Genomic DNA, 17,502 nt, shown 5'->3' with positions numbered 1-17,502 from the left:
ATCATATTTAAAAAATGTGCTTTATGACGCTTGCAGTTTTGTTCGCGCTCTTGATTAAACCATAAAGTGGGTAAATCAGATGATGGGAAATAATTTTTTATAAGTATCTGATTATTTTTGGTAAACTTGAAAACTTACGCATATTCCTCATGGGGAAACATATATTCTTGTCTGCAGAGGCTTGGGTGAGGCTCGAACAGAGTGCTGCAAAGCAGTTTGAGGAGCAAGCGGGTTGATACTAAGGCGACTCGCGCAACACCAATACCGACGATAATCCGGCCTGCGCTTGTCTTTTGGGGTCAATATTCATTTTTCAGGGGCAAGTTGCGGGAACACTCGGGCTGCGGCTTCAACCACAGGGAATAGACCACAGGCACCCAAACCAAAGACAAGAGGGTGGTCAGCGCCGTGCCTCCGGCAATGGCGATGGCAAAGGGCGGCCAAAAACCACCGCCGGCCAGGATCAGCGGCAGAAAGCCGCCTACGGTTGTGATGGTGGTCGAAGCTATATGACGGCTGCAGCGCATGACCCCGGCAAGAATAACGTTTGTGTTGTCCAGGCGCGCCAGAGGCTCGGACTCGAGCTCCGCCAGGATCACTATTGCGGCATTGATGGCAAGCCCCATCAAGCCCAGCAAACCTATTATTACGGTAAAGCCAAAGGGATAACCCAGAGCCCAGACAGCCAGCAGCCCGAGCCCCGCCGATTGCAGGGCGCTGAGCAGAATGATCCCTGTGAGCCTGAAGGAGTTGAAGGAGAGCACCAATACGCTCAGCAGCAAGGTGATTACCAAGACGATATTGGAGAGTAGATTACCCACGGCTTCATCGCGTTTGGCACTCTCACCGCCTATCTCTATCCGGTAGGAGGCGGGCAGTTTAAGTTCGGCCAGTTTGGGTTTGACTCGCTCCAGTACTTTTTGCGGCAGTACACCTGAGGCGATATAGGCTTCGAGTATATTAACCCGCTGGCCATTATAGTGAGGAATGGCGCCGCGACTGGCATTGACATGGCTTTGACTCACGGCCGAAAGCGGAATCGACTCACCATTGGGCGACAGCAGACTTATTTGTGACAGCCTCGATTGCTGCTCGCCGACACCGGCGCCGAGCTTGACTCTCACCGGCAGCGATTCGGTTTGCTCCAGCAAACTGCCGCCGGTGATGCCTGTGGTGGACATCTGGATCTGCGAGGCAATCTCACTCAGACTCAGGCCGGCCATCAGGCTGGCATCTTCATCGAGCTGCAGCCACACCTTAGGTGCCCCCGGGCTCAGGGTCGCCCGGGTGTGGATTACATTCCGGGTCTCGGCCAGCAATCGCCGCACCTCATCCCCAAGCTCGGCCAACCTATCGAGGTTGGGACCATAAAGCCGCAACTCCACCGGGGCGTTGAAAGGAGGGCCCTGCTCCAGTTTACGCACCAGGATCTGCGCATCCGGATAGTCTTTATCCAGTTGCTGTTGCAACTCGGGGATTAAGCGATTGGAGGTGCGAAAGTCGCGGGTTGTTATCATCGCCTGGGCGTATTGGCTGGCGCCCTGCTGTTTTTGAGTCAGGTTGTAGTAGAAGGAGGGCACGTTCCCACCTATGATCCAGTTGACGCTTTCTATGCCGTCAGTACTGCGCAGCTCTTTATCGAGCTGTTTGACTCTTTGCTCTGTCCTCGCCAGGCTGGCATGGGGCGAAAGATAGAGCTCCAGCTGGAACATGTTTCTGTCCGATGGCGGGAAAAACTGCTCTGTCATCTGCCCGGAGGCCACAAAGCCTGTCAGCGGCAAGATACCGATCAGCAGCGCAGCAGTTTTCGGATAGTTGAGTGCCAGTTGCAAGCTATGACGGTAGGCACCGGCCAGCCTTGGCAAGTTCACTCCGTGGTGATACCAACGATTGTTGTCCCTGGCGCGGCTGAAACGCCCGGCGAGACCGGCTATCAGGGTGTGGGAGATGAGGTAAGAGCCGAGCAGGGCAAAGATCACCGAAATGGCGATACCACTGACAAACTCGCCGGCGGCGCCAGGCATCAGCACTATCGGCGCAAATGCCAGCATGGTGGTGACAGTAGAACCCGCAAGCGGCAGCCACAGGTGGCTTATGGTGGTATTGACCGCCTGCAGCTTGCTCATGCCTTCGCGGCGGCGCTGGGCAATGGCATCGACTATCACAATAGCGTTATCCACCATGATCCCCAGCGCCACTACCAGACCTGTGACTGACATCTGATGAATAGGCAGGCCGGTAAACTTCATGCAGGCCAGAGTAAATAGTGCCGTTAGTGGCAAAGATAAGGCGACGATAAGCGCATTGCGCATGCCGACAGTCACCAGCAGCACCAATAGAATCAGTACAAACCCCTGCAGCAGATTGACGAGCAACTCCTGCAGACGCTCATTGGTATACCCCTCTTGCTCAAACAGCCATTGCATGCGGATATTGGCAGGGAAGTCTTGTATCAGCTCGGTAGCAACCCGGCGCACTTGTTCACTCCAGATATCTACTCGAGTGTTGTTGAGCATGCGGGCGGCCACCATAATACCTGGCTCACCATCCAGCAGCGCCAGATTATCCGGCGGATCCTTGGGCTGGCGATTGATTGTTGCGATATCGCCAAGGCGGATCAGTTGCCCGAAACTGTCGGTTTTCAGCGGTACCTGGCGGATACGCTCCAGCGAGTCCAGTTCACCGGAAACCTCCACCAATGCCCGGAAACTCTGGTTGTTGATTTCACCGGCCGACACCTTGGTATCGGCTTGATTGAGAATTCCGGCAACGGCTCCCGGTGTCAGTCCGAGACGATTGATACGCTCGCCATCCAGCGTGACCAGAATTTCCTCCGTCGGCGCGCCATAGAGTTTGACAAAGTCAGTGCCGCTCAAGAGCCGCAGTTTGCTTTGCAACTCTTTGGCGTAACGACTGAGAATGTCGGGACGCGCTTCACCGCCGCCGTGCCATCCCAGGCCTATGATGGCGGTATAGGCGTAACCCAGCTGATCGTCGAGCACCGGCGGATTGACACTCTGTGGCAAGCGGCCGACGCTATCGGCCAGCAGATCTCTGGCTCTCGACCAGACTGGTTCGGTTGCTGTTACGGTATCTTTGAGCTCGAGTTGAATCACCGAGACCCCGGGTCTTGAGGTGGACTGGACAAGCTTGAGCTCTTCCAGTCGTCTCAACTCATTTTCCAGTACTTCAGTTACCAGAGCCTCGACCCGTTCGGCGGAAGCCCCAGGATAGTTGGTGATCACAGAGGCAAAGCGGTTGGTGATATGGGGATCTTCGGTGCGTGGCAGGCTGGAAATGGCACCTAGCCCGGCAACCAGCAATAGGGCAATCAATAGGCTGGCGAGGCGACCATTCTCGACGAAAGCCTTGATTAGAGGGTTCATTGCCCACCTCTAACCGCCAATGCGGCGCCTGGCACGACTCTTTGCCCTGCAACCAGTTTGTGCAGGCCCGTGGTGACAAACTGCTCTCCCGGGCTGATAGCGCCGCTGATAAAGGCGTTGTCGCCTTCGGTATAGAGAATTTCCACATCGCGGCGCTGCAATTTAAACTCATCGGCATCTTGCTTGAGCACGTACAGATTCCACAGACCGCGAATACCGTCGGTGAGCGCCGACACCGGGACCCAGTAGCCTTCACGGAGAACTTCACGGCGGTACTGCAAATAAGCCAGTTCGCCATTGATAGGTGTGGTTTCAGAGGTAGAGTCGATACTGAACCTGAGTTGCACTGTGCGGGTGACGGGATTTATTTGGCCGCTGATCCCTTTTAATTTGGCTTGGTAATAGTTTTCGGCGACTCTGAGCTTGAGAATGACACCGGGTTGCAACTGCTCGGCAATATTCAGCGGCACCCCTATCAGAGCCTGCAGATTGTCGCTCTGCACCAGGGTAAATATCGGGCTGCCCAGGGCAATGACTTCACCGAGATTATGCTCTCTTGCGGCTACCACCCCGGCAAAGGGGGCGATGAGAAGCGATTTCTGTCGCTTAAGTTCATTGGCCTTCAGTGAGGCTTCCAGCCTAGCGTGCCCGGCTTCCAGGCTGGCCAGCTTGCCTTTGAGCTCGTCGAGTTGCTGCTCGGAAAGATATTGTTTGGCACTGAGCTCCAGTGAGCGTTTTAATGTTGCTCGGGCCAGCGAGATATCGGCTTGATTCTGATCCAGCGCTGCCAGTAACTCGGTTTGCTCGGCTTCCAGTAAGCTGCTATCCAACTGTGCCAACAATTGTCCGGGTTTGACCCTGTCACCAGTATCTACCAGAAGTTTTTGCAGTTTGCCTGGGAGCTCGAAACCTATGCCCGTGGTATTACCGGCTCTGATACTGCCACTGAATTGCTGTAACTTGGTATAACTAGGCTTAAGCACAAGATTGGCACTGTTGACCACTGCGGGCTTGATTTCACTTTGCTCAACGGGCTGTGGATGGCAGGCGGATAGGCATAACATCAAGGTAAGGGCTGCCAACAGCGCGCTGCGGCCCGAACCTTGGGGCTGGGTGAATTTGATTTTCGGCCCTGAAGCGTTTGGTTTTTTAACTTCCTTGATGCGCTGTTGCAATGACTTCTCCCTATGCCGATCGCCGCTTGTTAGCAATAAGTTAAACTGGACTTGCTAGTCTAATTTGGCTGAACTGGACTGTCTAGTCTATTTTGTGCTCTAATGCCTTTCAAGACGTTGCCGAACAAGGTGTAAGTCATAAAGTTATGAATAATCAGCAATTAACGCGTAGCGAACAGAAGAGGGCTCAGATACTGGAGGCCGCTATCGAACTCTTCTGCGCCCAGGGATTTCCTCATACCAGCATGGATGAAGTGGCTAAGACTGCCGGGGTATCGAAACAAACGGTTTACGCTCATTTTGGCTGTAAGGATGAGCTGTTTGTGGCGGCTATCGAGTCCAAATGTGTGGTGCGTCAGGTTGCCGAAGAACTATTGGCCGACGCTGCCCGGCCCGAGCAGGCGCTGGCGGTGTTTGCCGAGTACTTCGGCGAGCTGATCGTCAGTGAGGATGCCATTACGGTTTATCGCGCCTGTGTTTCCCAGGTCGATACCCATCCGGAACCTGCACAGCTCTATTTTGATGCCGGTCCTGAGTATATGTTGGGGTTGCTGGTGGACTTCTTTACTCAGGTTGAGCGTCATGGCGGGTACCACTTCGGCAACAAGCGTCAGGCCGCGGTGAGGCTGAGCCTAATGTTGTTTGGTGAGCTGCGGCTCAGAAAAGAGTTGGGGCTGAACACAGGGCAACTCGAGGCGCAGCACAGGGATTATTGCGTTGAGACGGCCGGATTGTTTCTTAAAGCGCATAGGTTGGGGTAGCGTACGGTTATAATTGAGTTTTTATTTGAACGGCAAAAGGACATGAGATGAACAAAACGGCTACAGTTATCTTGCTGAGCACTTTGAGTGCCAGTGCAGGGTTGCTTGCCGCAGAGGCTTCGACATCCCGCTATAGCCTGAGTTTGGCCACTTTTGAAAATGCTGACTCGGATATTGATGGTGGCGGGGAACTGGGGCGTCGCAGTTATCTTCTGGGAGCGCGGGCTGACTGGCAACTGGATAAACGTTGGGGGCTGGGTGTCAGCCTGGGGTATGACAAACTGGACTGGGATTTTTCCGATTTACCTGGCAATAGTGTTGCCGATAGAGTTTTTGCTGCCAGCCAGTTTGACTCGGCCCAGCGTTATTCGGCTTCCATCAGCCTGAGATATAATCTGAATAGACACTGGAGCTTGATGCTAACGCCTCAGTTACAGTATGCCTACAGTGATGAAGTCTCCTCTTCGGATGCCGAAAGTTATGGTGTGATAGCCGGTGCCATTCACAGGTTCAACTCGGGTAATATGTTGGGCTTTGGTATTGCATATCTTAATGATATCAGTGAGGTGCGTACGGTTCCTTATCTGCTTATCGATTGGCAACTCAGTGATAGATGGCGGGTGGGTAACCCGTTTCAGGCGGGTTTTACCGGTCCGGCAGGGATAGAGTTCAGTTATCGGATCTCACCGGATATGGAGTTGGGGCTGGGAGCATCCCATCGCACCGAGCGGATCTTGGTTGGGGAAAATGAGCAAACGCTGGAACTGACCGAAGTCAGCAGTTTTGCCCGTTTGGGCTGGCAGTTGGGACAAGGATTCAATCTCAACGCCTATGTGGGTTACTTCATCAACCCGGAACTTGAGTTGAGTGAACCTGAGATTAAGCGCGAGTTGGATAACTATCTGGCAGGCGCTGTTCATCTCAGCTATCGTTTTTGATTGACTTGCCCGCCGTGGCGGGCAACTTCTCCCTTTCGATTGAGTGATTCTCTGGCTGAGGAATTCAGTCGGCCAGCATCGCTTTTTTCAGGCTGCTCTGCGCCGGTTCATCGCCGAGCCAGATATTCAGCAGCGCGCGGCGAAAGTTCTCTCCGGTGATGGTGTCTTGCAACTCACCGTTCTTGTAGGCACTGACACCGTTTTCCTGGCTGGTATACAGGAGGAAGCTGTCGCCTTGTTTGATTTCTTCCTGAAACAGGCTCATAAATCGGTCGATATCGGCCTGTATGGCTTCGGTTTTGCCGCCTGTAGCGTCATCGAAACCTTCAGTTATCGCCGAGCGCATCTTATCTGCGGTGATAAGACCCGAGACTATTTTCAAGCTGACCGCCGCTTGAGGCTGCGCCAATACCTCGGCTGCTGTGGTCGCTTGTGTTGGCAGATAGAGACTGCCTATGTAGAGATCCATAAAGAACTTGCTGCGTACCCCGGCTCCATTGAGTTTAAGCGGCGTTGCCGCCTGAATGCTGAGGGTCTCTGGAATATTTTCACCGGCAATTTCACGGGCATCCACAGTGGCAGACAGCGATAAGCCCAACAATAGAGCGGTTAAGGTTATTTTTTTCATCTTGTTCTCTTGATATTGGTCGTTCTGAGTGGCTGAACCGGCAAGGTTTTTCTTGTTCACTGAATGTTTGCCAAAAACCTTCCTTAGCCCCGTAGACCCATTTTGAAGTTGCCATCTTGACTAAACCAAACGGCTTGCTTGTGTTTGGGGCTTATCAGTAAGGGACCATCGTCGAAAAACAGAAAGCATTTCCAGTTACGGGCAAAGATTTCCCAGCGAGTTTGGATCACCTGATACTTTTCATAACAGAAATATACAGGGGCATCCGCGGGCCAATCGATGAAGTCGGCCAAAGGTTCCGGTAGGCTGTTGTCTTCGCTGTCCCAATGGCTTTGCCAGTGTTCGGTCTGGTGCCAGGTGGAGCTGCGGCTGGCCCAATCGCCCTTGGTAAAGTCTTCGGCGCAGCTGCTTTTGTTGCTTATCCAGCGATTCCACACTTCCATGGCGCTCTTTTGATCCAGCGGCAATATAGCCGTCTTATCCAGGTCACTGACCGGCAGATCCTTATGGTTGAAGATCCATTTACGGCGATACTGATCGAGTGGAATATAGCTGTGATTCAAGTTTTATTCTCCGGAACTGCGCTTATTTGCCGGGGCATTATAACGGTGGCGAAAGGGGAAAAGAAAGGCCGCATGAAACGGCCTGGGGAAGGCGCACCACTTGCAAAGGGCTTGGGCCATTTGCTGCGAATCATGCCTTGCACCCTATCCTGTAAGCCGACGCAGAGCACATATGGGGCTTGATTGTATCTTCGCTAATTCTGGGTTTGCAGTTCGGTTAATCCCTGCTTGGCGCTGAGATTATTCGGGTCGAGCTCCAGGACTCTGGAAAATGCGGTGATGGCGGCTTCATTTTGTTGCACTGCGCGCATAAATAACGCCAGTTTCAACCATACCTGCAAGTCTTGCGGATATTTGCCGAGGTAATCCAGATAGGTTTCAAGCGCCTGCTGTCCTTTACCACCGAGACGTAAGACATGGGCATACTGCGGCAGAAAACTGTCGTTCAAGCGGCTCAACTCAGCTAGGGTGGTTTCGGCCAACGGCAGCATATTGAGCTGTAGCGCCAGTATGGAAATCATTCTGAGCTCGGTTTCGGTTGTTTGTTCCTGATTGTCATAGCTTTCTGTCGTTTAGGATGGTTACTTTTGTTGGGTTTATTTGTGATTTGAGTCAAAAGGTTGATTTGATGTGATTGTTATCATTGCGCGCCGTGTGGCTCGGCACCGAACCATACCTATTTATTTGGGCTGACTGTTTCGGCTCATGTGCATTCCAAAGGAAATGACATGCGACTTAAATTCAGATTTATCAAGTTGTTATTATGCTCTGTGCTGGCGGTTCCTGCTGTTGGCATGGCGTCTGAGCTCGATCGCTTTGAAAACTTGTCCGGTACCTTGAACATTGCCGGTGGTACCGCGCATATCCCTGTGATGAAGCAGGCGGCAAAAACCATTATGTCTGCCAATAACGACATTCGCATTACTATTGCCGGTGGCGGCAGTGGTGTGGGTGCGCAGCAGGTTGCCAAGGGACTGGTTGAAATCGGCAATACCGGCCGTCCTCTGAAGCCGGGCGAACTGAAATACGGTCTGCTTTCTTTCCCATTTGCCATCGATGGCGTTGCGGTTATTGTCAACCCGGCCAACCCCATTCAACAGCTGAGCTCGCAACAGGTGATGGATATCTATTCCGGTAAAATAACCAACTGGAAGAGCCTGGGCGGTGAAGATCGGCAGATCAATATTTTCACCCGTGATGAAGCCAGCGGTACCCGCTCGGTATTCGTTAAAAAGTTGCTGAATAAGTCGCCGGTTTCTACTCAGGCCAATGTTGTGCCTTCCAATGGTGCGATGAAAACTGCGATTGCCCGCGATCCCGGTGCCATAGGTTACAGCAGTGTCGGTTATATCGATCAGACAGTGAAAGCGCCGATATTGGATAATGTGCTGCCCACCAATGAAGCCTGTGCTTCCGGCGAATACCCTGTAGTGCGTAAGCTGTATATGAATACCAAGGGACAACCTCAGGGGCTGACCCAGGCGTTTATTGACTATATCTATGGCCCAGACGGCGCTGAATTTATCCGTGAAGCCGGATATATTCCTGTCGGACATTAATGACTCATGACCACACAGATCTCCGCTGAGCGGATACTGCAACTTCTGGCCGCATCAGTATTGTTGCTGATAGTGCTGCTGTTTGGGTTTCTGATGTGGTTTGCATTGCCGGTGTTTTTCAACCCGCAAACCAGCGTGTTGTCGTTACACTGGCAACCGGAGCAGGGGCAATTTGGCATAGTTGCCATGATTGTCGGCTCCGGTTTGTTGGGACTGCTGGCCTTACTGTTGGCATTTCCTATCGCCCTTGGCATCACAGGGTTTTGTTTATTACCTCGCTATCGAATGCCAGCGCGTTTTATCCGGGCGCTGATCCGCTTGATGGCCGGGATCCCGACCGTGGTGTATGGGTTGGCCGCTGTGTTTTTGCTGGTGCCGCTGATCCGGGAAACCTTTCGAACCGGTTCGGGGTTCAGCCTCATCAGTGCCACTCTGGTAATAGTGCTGTTGATATTGCCTGTGATGGTGATGATGTTGGACAGTCAATGTCGCTCTTTGGCCAAAGAACTCAGAATGGTGTCTGCTTCTCTGGGGTTCAGCGATCTCCAAACCCTGTATCATCTGGTATTACCCAATGCCCGCCGCGCCATGGCCAGCGCCGCCTTACTCGGTTTTGGCAGGGCCATAGGCGATACCTTGCTGCCTTTGATGCTGGCCGGCAATGCGCCGCAGCTTCCGGACAGTGTATTTGATTCGGTTCGCACCCTGACGGCGCATATTGGCTTGGTGCTGGCCACGGAAAATGACAGCGCCATGTACAACTCACTGTTTGCCGCCGGTTTGTTGCTGCTCACTATCAGTGTGCTGGTGACTCTGTTGATCCGCTATATGACTTCGTCTGCCAAGGCCATCACCGAGGGTTCAGGGTCTTGAAAGCCAAGTGTTTCCATTATTGGTGTTTATTCTGCAGCGCCATGCTGTTGCTGTGTCTCTTGTCACTGCTGGGATTTATTCTATATCGAGGCGTTCCCACGCTCAGCCTGTCGCTCTATTTTGGTGATACTGAACCCTTAAAAGGTTTCTTGGGACAGGCGCCTATCTGGGATGGGATTTGGCCTGCCTGTGTAGGCACCCTGGCGGTGGTTGCCAGTGCTTTGATGATCGCCTTGCTGCCCGGACTGGCAACCGGAATCTGGCTGGCAACGGCGAAAACATCCAAGGCAAAGGCGCTATTGGAGCTGGCGGTCGATATCCTGGCAGGCGTTCCCTCTATATTGATGGGCTTGTTTGGCTTTACCCTTATTCTGTTACTGCGCAACACCTTGCTGCCTTCTGCCAACACCTGTCTTGCACTGTCGGCATTTTGCCTGGCGATGTTGATCATTCCCTATCTGGCCGTTTCTACCCGCACGGCTCTGCAGGCGCTGCCTGTGTCTTTGAGTTTAACCGCACTCTCGCTCGGCATGACACAGTGGCAAGCTTTGCGCTTTGTATTGTTGCCCCAGGCCGAGCGCGGGATCCGCGGCGGCATCATGTTGGCCATCGGCCGGGCCGCAGAAGATACCGCGGTGATCATGCTGACCGGCGCCGTTGCCAATGCGGGGTTACCTGGCGGGATCTTTGAACGGTTTGAAGCCCTGCCTTTTACGATTTTTTATTACAGTGCCCAGTATCAGAGCGAGGCCGAATTGCAGATGGCGTTTGGTGCCGCGCTGACACTCCTGTGTTTAACTGCCACGGTATTTTCCATGGCCAACTGGGTGACACGTTTTCCCGGAAGGAATCATTAGTATGGCGTTATCAAAGGCTGCGGATGTCGCGGGCACAGTGTCTAACCTCAGTGTGTATTTTGGTCAACAAGCGGCACTCGAAAACATCAACATGCAGATCCATCGGCGGCGGATCAATGTGCTCAGCGGGCCGTCAGGCTCGGGAAAAACCACCCTGTTACGGGCGCTCAATCGCCTCAATGACGAATATCAACATAGTCGCACCCGGGGTGAGATAACGCTTTGCGTGGCAGATAAGCCGCTTTCGGTCAATCAACTGAAAACTACAGAGTTACCCTATTTGCGCCGCAAAGTCGGCATGGTGTTTCAACATCCGCAGCTGCTTCCCGGCAGTGTGGCGCAAAACCTGTTACTTCCCTTGAAAGTGGTCGGTAACCTGCAGGGGGAGGCCGCGCTGAAACAGATGCAGCAAGCCTTTAAGCAGGCGGCATTGTGGGATGAGGTCAAAGATCGCCTGTCGGCACCGGCCTCAACCTTATCCGGCGGGCAACAGCAGCGCCTTTGCCTGGCCCGCACCCTGGTTTTTGAGCCGGATATCTTATTGCTCGATGAGCCTACCTCTTCACTCGATCCCGAAGCTACTGCACAAATTGAAGCCTTGATAAAACGCCTCGCAGGTCATTGTACCCTGGTGATGGTATCCCACTGCGAACATCAAACGGCCAGATTGGCCGATCATCTTTATCGTTTTGAGTACGGGAGATTACGACTCGAGTCGGCATGAGTGCGCCGAATCACTCTTTGCCTGGCTTAATCAAAGAGTGATTCGGACACGCTTTTGCAATTGCTCGGCTTAATCGTCGAGATACTTGGTCTGCTCGGCTTAATCGTCGAGATACTTGGTCTGCTCGGTGTAATTCGGGGTCAGTAAGTTTTGATACAACTTGGGGTTCATGTTGAAACCGCCGAATTTGCTTATGGTGTAACAAAGGACTTTCAGCTTGAGCTTTCTGAAGCTGGGAGGGATAGGTTTAAGGAATTTGCAGCAATCGATACTCAAGCGTTCCAGTTTCTCAAGCGCCAACATGGACTCGGGCAGAGACTCAGTGACAAAGTCCTCCAGAGATAAGGTATCCAACTCGGTAAACTCACCGATAAAATCAGGGATAACCTTGATATCGCCGCCTCTCAGAGAAAGCCGCTTTAACGGTAGTGCTTTCAGCTCCATGGGGAAATGATCCAGGCTCTTGTGCATTCCCATCAGTTTAAGGTGATGCAAGCGGGTATATTTCACCAGGGCCTTGGTGGCCTCCAGACCAAACTCATAACACAGGGCCAGTTTCAAGGTTTCCAATGCCGGCGCATCGAGTGAACCCAGGGTTTTAAGATCACTGCGTGAAATCAACAGGGTTTTCAGCCGTGGCAGTGAAACATTGGCGGGGAAATCGTCGAATTTGTTGAGTTTAACTGTCTCAAGCTTGGGGCTACTCGTTAGCAATGGGCCAAGGGTAACGACGTCTGTATTGTGCAGCTCCAGCGAGGTCAACTGGGTAACGGCGGGGCAATTCAAGCCAGGTAAAGTCTCCCTTTGGTCTGCGTATCCATCCCTATCCTCAAGCTCAGTCTCAACTTGGGCTGGGTCAATATTGAGCGACGCTAGATTGTGACAATGCATTAATAGATCGGCGATTTTAGCTGTCGCCAGTCTAGTGGTGAAGGAGGTGAGTCGCTCTGGCTGAGACAGGTATTGAGACAGCTCTTCCTCCGTGTCCGGCGTGTCATCGTCAGGGTAGTATTTCATCACAGCTGTAGAAATATTGCTGAACAGCTGCCGTTCGTTGTCCACCGGGCAATGGCTTAGAATGAGTTCATCCAGGGTTAGTAGCCTGGTCGGTGCAATAAGGCGATGACAGCGGTCGATTTCCAACTTTTTGATGTTTCGTGGCAACAATGACGCATCTATGGTGAGTTTTTGGCCGTTTATTATGCTGAGGCTGTCCAGCGCCGCTATCTCTTTAAACGACTCGGGTATGGTTTCCGAGCTGGTCGAATTAAAACTAAGATTTTTAAGGCTTTGACATAGAGGCAGTTCATCCCAGAAGCCGTCGTCGCCGAAATCTGCCCCCCAGATGCTCTCCAGTTGCGAAAACGCCTCAAAAGGGAAGCGAATGCCGGTTAAGTCTCTGGTATAACCCAGGTGCAACTCTTTGAGATTAGGAAAACATGCAGCATGCTCACAGACCAATGCCAGCAGTTTCTTTTCTTGGATTTTAAGCCGGGTTATATCTTCATATACCTTTGGGGCAAAGCGGATATCTATGCCATTAGTGAAAGATGTTTTTTGATTGCCAAGCACCGTATTGGCATGGATTGAACTCAATAACGGGTTTTTCCATAGTGTCAGCTTATTGAGGTTGGCTAAGGTCAGTTGCTCATCAATAGATGCAAGTTGGGGACAGCATGAGATTTTTAAGTGTTGCAGCTGTGGCAGCTTATCCAAGTTAGTGCCAAGGCGTTGTAAATCCGGGACTAACGCCAAATCAATCTTGGTCAATCCGGCCGGTAAATCAAACAGCTCGGCGCCGCAGATAGGGGTATCGTACCAGGTTAGGCTGCTGAGGCTTGTCAGTTGGCGAAAATCAAGATCCAGACTTTCCAGTGGCACAGAGTCAATTTTAAACTCTTGTAGTTTCTTTAGCTTTTCAATGCTCTTGGGCAGTGTCTTGTAATCGCCTTCAATGTTGAGCTTTTCAAGCAGTGGCAGGCTACCGATACTTTCCGGCAACCGTTGTCCACAAAAGGGCACGTCTTCGATGGCCAGAAAAGTCACCGAGGGGAAACGCGCCAACAGCTCGGGGCGCTCGCAGAGTGCCTCCAGTGACTGACCGGCTCGAATATCTATAATGGTATGTCCAAGCCTGGCATAGAGGTAATCGACATCCAGCTCGGCCGACAGGCTGGCATATTCGCAAAGGACACAGAAGACATCTCTCATATCCGGCTCTTTCTCGCCTTTAATCAGTTTCTTGCGGCACTTGAAGGCATTCTGAATATCCTGGCTCGCATGCAGTTTCAGCAGTTGGCGGATCTCTTTCACGCAGTCGGTATCGGCGCTGCATTTACCAATCAGGAAAAGGTCGTTGATGAATTTCTCAGGAAAGCCGTCACTGTTTTTAACAGTATTAAAGTAGTCGGGAAGGGATTCTATAAACTGGGACATAATATAAACAACTTATTGTAGGGTATAGTTACTAAGCCTGTTGGCCACTGCAGATGCTTAACGCTGTAGTTTTATCCTTCTGATTACGTTGGGCTTAGGGGGGACACAGGCCCTGGATTTGGCTAGATTCGCTGTCGATAGTGCGCCGGAAGGTGTGGAACAAAATGGATTGCAAGATGCCCGGTAAAGTGCATCGAAAAGTGCACCGAATATGACATCGACAATTACAGATGGAGTAGCAGCATAAGATGCTGCGCAATGCGAAGAGCTGACTAATTCCATTTACCGATTTTCCTTCCAGTGACCACAAAAGTAGCCCGCACTCAAGCTTGCTACCGGATTTTACAAGAGTTGAAGACCCTGTACAATCAATGGGATAGATATAGGCCAGTAATACTGGAATGATGTTTATGCAGATAACGGCCTTACAGGCGGTGTGACCGAAAAATCCAGTCAGGGCAGCTTCTAGGACCGGATAACTTAAAGAGCGGGACTGCGGGCGAAGGCAAGGGCAAAAGTGTCACCATTTATGATCTGCGTCGGTCGATCACCAGTTGGAGCGTGATGCTCGGCGGCTGATGTTGAAACCACGGGCAAACCACCAGTAAGCTGTTAGGCCACAGTGACATTAGTATCGCTGCTAGCACCTATGCACATTTGGATATAGAGCAGGTGAGGCGGGAGCTTGGGATTACTACAGCGGCTTTGTTGGGGGTGGGAACTGAGGTTGGCGAAGTCATGAAGGAAAGCAGGGTAGAGCGGCTTATAAGGAGATAAAGGAACTCTCGCCGGAAGAGCGGCGAGAGTTGATGGGGAGAGTTTAACGCCCCAATCAGGGGCTGATAATAGCTTGCTAAAATGTGTAGCGAAGCGGAACTGAGCAAGCTGTTAGCAGTCCCGTTATTGTATTGGCTTGTTAGCTGTACTTGATAGCCTAATTCTGAGTTTCTTCTTTTGGTTTCTATATGAGTTCACCGCGGCTACTTCATTAATTTTGTTTTTTGGTGGCTGAGGCTCTTCTGGCATTTCATCGACTATTTCCAAAAGTCCTTTCTTTACAAGCTCTATATCAGATTCAGTAGCCAAGTTTGATATTAACTTCTCTATTTCTTTATTTGAATCTATTAATTTATCAACAAGGTCAGATGCTAACTTTCTGCCGTTTGCACCTGATTTAATTCCTTCAAGTTGATTTATTACCTTCTGAATCGAGCCAATAATACCTACACGTGCTTCAAGTCTAATAACATTTTGTTGCCTTGAGCCAGCGGTAAAAACACCTTCTGATATTACATAATCTGTAACACGCTTTGCATCGCTATAAATTAGTTGGATCCCTTCTCTAAAGTTTTTGTAATTGGCAATACCTTGAAGCAATAGTCCTATAGTGCCTAAAACCGTAATTCTGGCTATTAGAGAGCCTTCTTCAAAATCGACTTCTATAGGTGCATCTGGGGATAAAAAGAAATCCACACGGCTTCTAGCAAACTCAGTGATCAGTTGCTTGAACTCTTCAAGTAGTTGCTCACTTTCAGCAACTTCTGATTCAATGTGAATATAAGCTTGGCTTAGAATATTCTTGTTTATGTAATCTGCCAATGAAACCTCCTTGTACAGCTAACGCCTCGCTCACCGGAAAATTAGGAGCGAAGCGAGTAATTTTTCCGAGTGCAGCAACTTGTTATAAGCCATAGCACTCAGAACTAGAATTAAATACATTTCTGTTGCACTGGTACACTACGTGTTTATTGTATTGCTCTAGTGCATTCAGGTCATTGACTATATTATGTACATCAATAGATTTAGGCCCTGCCTTAAACTTTTCAACAAGCTCCTTAGGGGCAGTCGCTGGAGCAAGTAGATCTAGATTTCCAAAGATATACCTTATAAATCCATGAGAATACAGATTAAAATCCCACGCCATATGGTCGTTTTCGGGTAGAGGGATACTGTAACCTCTATCAGAAAGTAGACAGGTTTTATTATCGTAGGTATATATGAGTACCATGATGAATGAATCTGGATTTTCATATAGTCTTTTTACAACTTGTTCTAGAAAATTTGGCTGGTCTTTCTCTAACGGCGTTAATAAAAGAAATATTACAGACAGCCAGTCCGCATACTCTCCTTCTGTTACTCCCAACTGCTCACAAAGGTATGCCTGTTGAGGCTTTCTACCGTTTAGTACTCGTTCAAAGTTTTTATAATGGATAGGATCAGTTGGATGAACCTCCCTAAGCTGAGGGAAGGTATTTAATATCTTTTTAATCGAGTATGGATTTCTAATAAAATTAAGAAATTTAGAAATGAATATATTTAAAATTTCAGACTTTATATCTACCCCAGCGTTAGGTAGCTTAGAAATCAAACTTTCTGTATTTGTCTTGATGCTCGCTTCATACTGATGAAATAACTTTTCAAAGTTATATCTTGCAGCTTCTTTTTCTAGAACGTCGAAACTAAATACATCGTTTAAGCTTAGAGTGTTTGATATTTTGAAACCTTTCTCTGAATCTAGGTTTATTGCATAAGATTCTCGATCTTCCAGACTGAATGAGTATATCTTTTGATTTTCTTCTTTAGCTAATGGGTTAATTGCATTAAGCCTCTGCTCTACTTGAGGAACAAAGTGTTGGTTTTTAGTTACATCCTGCAAATCCACACCTAAATCTCCATTGGCTTATAACATTTTAATAGTGAGACCTTGCAAGGTAGCTTACCTTGTAAGCTTGTTCTACCTTCTAAGAAAGGGGGTGATTTATGTATCGGCGAACCAAAAAGTACCAACAGCAGGTAGCTTATTTAGCTGCTACGCAGGCCGACAGAGAACAAAAGCAGCTCGACGGTGCCAATCCCGTTGTTCAAACAAACCTTCCTGAACTTAGACGTATCATTGAGATCACAGACTTCGATTCAGGCACGCCGATGACTCATCGCATAGATCATCGCATAGAACTGTACCGGAGTGACCGAATCGATTGTTATAACGTCAACATCGATGGACAACCGTGGGTGCAGCGCATGGGTTGGAGCCGTATCTTGGCGGCGTTGAGGAAGGCACTTCCGCGTCTCAGGCAGTTTTATTGAACCTCGAGTTATTGCTACAGAATCGACAGATGCGAGTCGCTTCCCTTCAGGGCAAGGTGTACTTCATTGTGTACTTCATTGTGTACTTCATTCTTGGTAGCTGATTACGTTGCTTTTGCACACGCTACCGCCCATGGATTTAGGATTCCAGCGTTCCTTCTGTCCCCTAAGGGGCTGATTGTTTAGAACAAGTGTTCCACTGATCCTGAACGTACCACGGTACTTTTCATTCGTCTGTAAGACTTTTGCTCTTTCTTACAAAAAGTTGCATCTGTTCAAGTTCTGACTTCGTCTGCTTTCAGGCAAGTTAGCTCTGAGACTTAAACAGTCTTCTGCGGTTACTTTGCCTCAGCACAGATTTTGTCTCGGCGTTTAGCCAATTCAGGGCTGCTGTCTTGCATCGCTTTTAGTATGAGATGATCCCGAATTCAGATAATAAGTGCACCACTCATGGTTAAACGGTGAGGAGAGATCAACTGCCTGTTGGTGATACTCTGTAGTCGCCAAACAAACAT

The 17,502-nt window shown here is 50.1% G+C and carries 15 protein-coding genes; 7 read left to right on the top strand and 8 right to left on the bottom strand.

All coding sequences use genetic code 11. The annotated features are described in order from the left end of the window. Positions 1–299: 299 nt before the first annotated feature. On the bottom strand, positions 300–3,386 hold the full coding sequence (locus ACMHXE_RS04000; RefSeq protein WP_413731449.1) for an efflux RND transporter permease subunit: 3,087 nt from the start codon (positions 3,384–3,386) through the stop codon (positions 300–302). After that, positions 3,383–4,450 carry an efflux RND transporter periplasmic adaptor subunit gene (locus ACMHXE_RS03995; RefSeq protein ID WP_413731457.1) on the bottom strand — a complete coding sequence of 356 codons (1,068 nt, stop codon included), beginning with the start codon at positions 4,448–4,450 and terminating at the stop codon, positions 3,383–3,385. The genes ACMHXE_RS04000 and ACMHXE_RS03995 overlap by 4 nt, the downstream gene beginning before the upstream one ends. Positions 4,451–4,707: 257 nt before the next feature. On the opposite strand from ACMHXE_RS03995, the gene ACMHXE_RS03990 reads away from it, so the two are divergent. Together ACMHXE_RS03990 and ACMHXE_RS03985 are read left to right on the top strand one after the other, a co-directional pair. Then, the gene (locus ACMHXE_RS03990; RefSeq protein ID WP_101056588.1) at positions 4,708–5,322 is read left to right on the top strand and encodes a TetR/AcrR family transcriptional regulator; all 615 of its coding nucleotides are present in this window, start codon (positions 4,708–4,710) and stop codon (positions 5,320–5,322) included. 47 nt (positions 5,323–5,369) lie between these two features. Next, positions 5,370–6,260, top strand: a complete 891-nt coding sequence (locus ACMHXE_RS03985; protein WP_101056589.1) for a DUF6268 family outer membrane beta-barrel protein — start codon at positions 5,370–5,372, stop codon at positions 6,258–6,260. Between the two features lie 64 nt (positions 6,261–6,324). Here ACMHXE_RS03985 and ACMHXE_RS03980 read toward each other — a convergent pair whose 3' ends face one another. From ACMHXE_RS03980 to ACMHXE_RS03970, 3 genes are all read right to left on the bottom strand, one after another. Beyond that, complete coding sequence (locus tag ACMHXE_RS03980; RefSeq protein ID WP_101056599.1) at positions 6,325–6,888, bottom strand: chalcone isomerase family protein; 564 nt, start codon at positions 6,886–6,888, stop codon at positions 6,325–6,327. 83 nt (positions 6,889–6,971) lie between these two features. Beyond that, positions 6,972–7,451 carry a DUF2947 domain-containing protein gene (locus tag ACMHXE_RS03975; protein WP_101056590.1) on the bottom strand — a complete coding sequence of 160 codons (480 nt, stop codon included), beginning with the start codon at positions 7,449–7,451 and terminating at the stop codon, positions 6,972–6,974. Between the two features lie 194 nt (positions 7,452–7,645). Then, positions 7,646–7,972 (bottom strand): tetratricopeptide repeat protein, encoded by a 327-nt coding sequence (locus ACMHXE_RS03970; RefSeq protein WP_101056591.1) that lies wholly within the window; start codon positions 7,970–7,972, stop codon positions 7,646–7,648. A gap of 207 nt (positions 7,973–8,179) precedes the next feature. On the opposite strand from ACMHXE_RS03970, the gene ACMHXE_RS03965 reads away from it, so the two are divergent. Genes ACMHXE_RS03965 through ACMHXE_RS03950 form a run of 4 tightly spaced genes read left to right on the top strand, consistent with a single transcriptional unit; the run spans position 8,180 to position 11,464 of the window. After that, on the top strand, positions 8,180–9,010 hold the full coding sequence (locus ACMHXE_RS03965; RefSeq protein WP_234501502.1) for a phosphate ABC transporter substrate-binding protein: 831 nt from the start codon (positions 8,180–8,182) through the stop codon (positions 9,008–9,010). Between the two features lie 6 nt (positions 9,011–9,016). Further along, on the top strand, positions 9,017–9,883 hold the full coding sequence (locus tag ACMHXE_RS03960) for a PstC family ABC transporter permease (RefSeq protein WP_413731446.1): 867 nt from the start codon (positions 9,017–9,019) through the stop codon (positions 9,881–9,883). After that, positions 9,880–10,740 carry a PstA family ABC transporter permease gene (locus ACMHXE_RS03955; RefSeq protein WP_224868013.1) on the top strand — a complete coding sequence of 287 codons (861 nt, stop codon included), beginning with the start codon at positions 9,880–9,882 and terminating at the stop codon, positions 10,738–10,740. Before ACMHXE_RS03960 ends, ACMHXE_RS03955 begins: the two co-directional genes overlap by 4 nt. Before the next feature lies 1 nt (position 10,741). Beyond that, positions 10,742–11,464 carry a phosphate ABC transporter ATP-binding protein gene (locus ACMHXE_RS03950; protein ID WP_412502976.1) on the top strand — a complete coding sequence of 241 codons (723 nt, stop codon included), beginning with the start codon at positions 10,742–10,744 and terminating at the stop codon, positions 11,462–11,464. A 99-nt stretch (positions 11,465–11,563) separates the two neighbouring features. On the opposite strand, the gene ACMHXE_RS03945 is transcribed toward ACMHXE_RS03950, so the two are convergent. From ACMHXE_RS03945 to ACMHXE_RS03935, 3 genes are all read right to left on the bottom strand, one after another. After that, positions 11,564–13,900: a hypothetical protein gene (locus tag ACMHXE_RS03945; RefSeq protein WP_413731443.1), complete on the bottom strand. Its 2,337-nt coding sequence runs from the start codon at positions 13,898–13,900 to the stop codon at positions 11,564–11,566. A 900-nt stretch (positions 13,901–14,800) separates the two neighbouring features. Then, positions 14,801–15,499 carry a hypothetical protein gene (locus tag ACMHXE_RS03940; RefSeq protein WP_345886228.1) on the bottom strand — a complete coding sequence of 233 codons (699 nt, stop codon included), beginning with the start codon at positions 15,497–15,499 and terminating at the stop codon, positions 14,801–14,803. An 82-nt stretch (positions 15,500–15,581) separates the two neighbouring features. Further along, complete coding sequence (locus ACMHXE_RS03935) at positions 15,582–16,562, bottom strand: hypothetical protein (protein WP_413731441.1); 981 nt, start codon at positions 16,560–16,562, stop codon at positions 15,582–15,584. A 98-nt stretch (positions 16,563–16,660) separates the two neighbouring features. On the opposite strand from ACMHXE_RS03935, the gene ACMHXE_RS03930 reads away from it, so the two are divergent. Continuing rightward, the gene (locus ACMHXE_RS03930; RefSeq protein WP_144136200.1) at positions 16,661–16,987 is read left to right on the top strand and encodes a hypothetical protein; all 327 of its coding nucleotides are present in this window, start codon (positions 16,661–16,663) and stop codon (positions 16,985–16,987) included. Positions 16,988–17,502 lie beyond the last annotated feature (515 nt).

It is taken from the genome of Shewanella sp. BJSY2023SW007 (genome assembly GCF_047314525.1).
In the GTDB taxonomy this organism is placed as follows: Bacteria; Pseudomonadota; Gammaproteobacteria; order Enterobacterales; family Shewanellaceae; genus Shewanella; species Shewanella chilikensis.
This window is presented reverse-complemented; position numbering and strand designations above follow the sequence as displayed.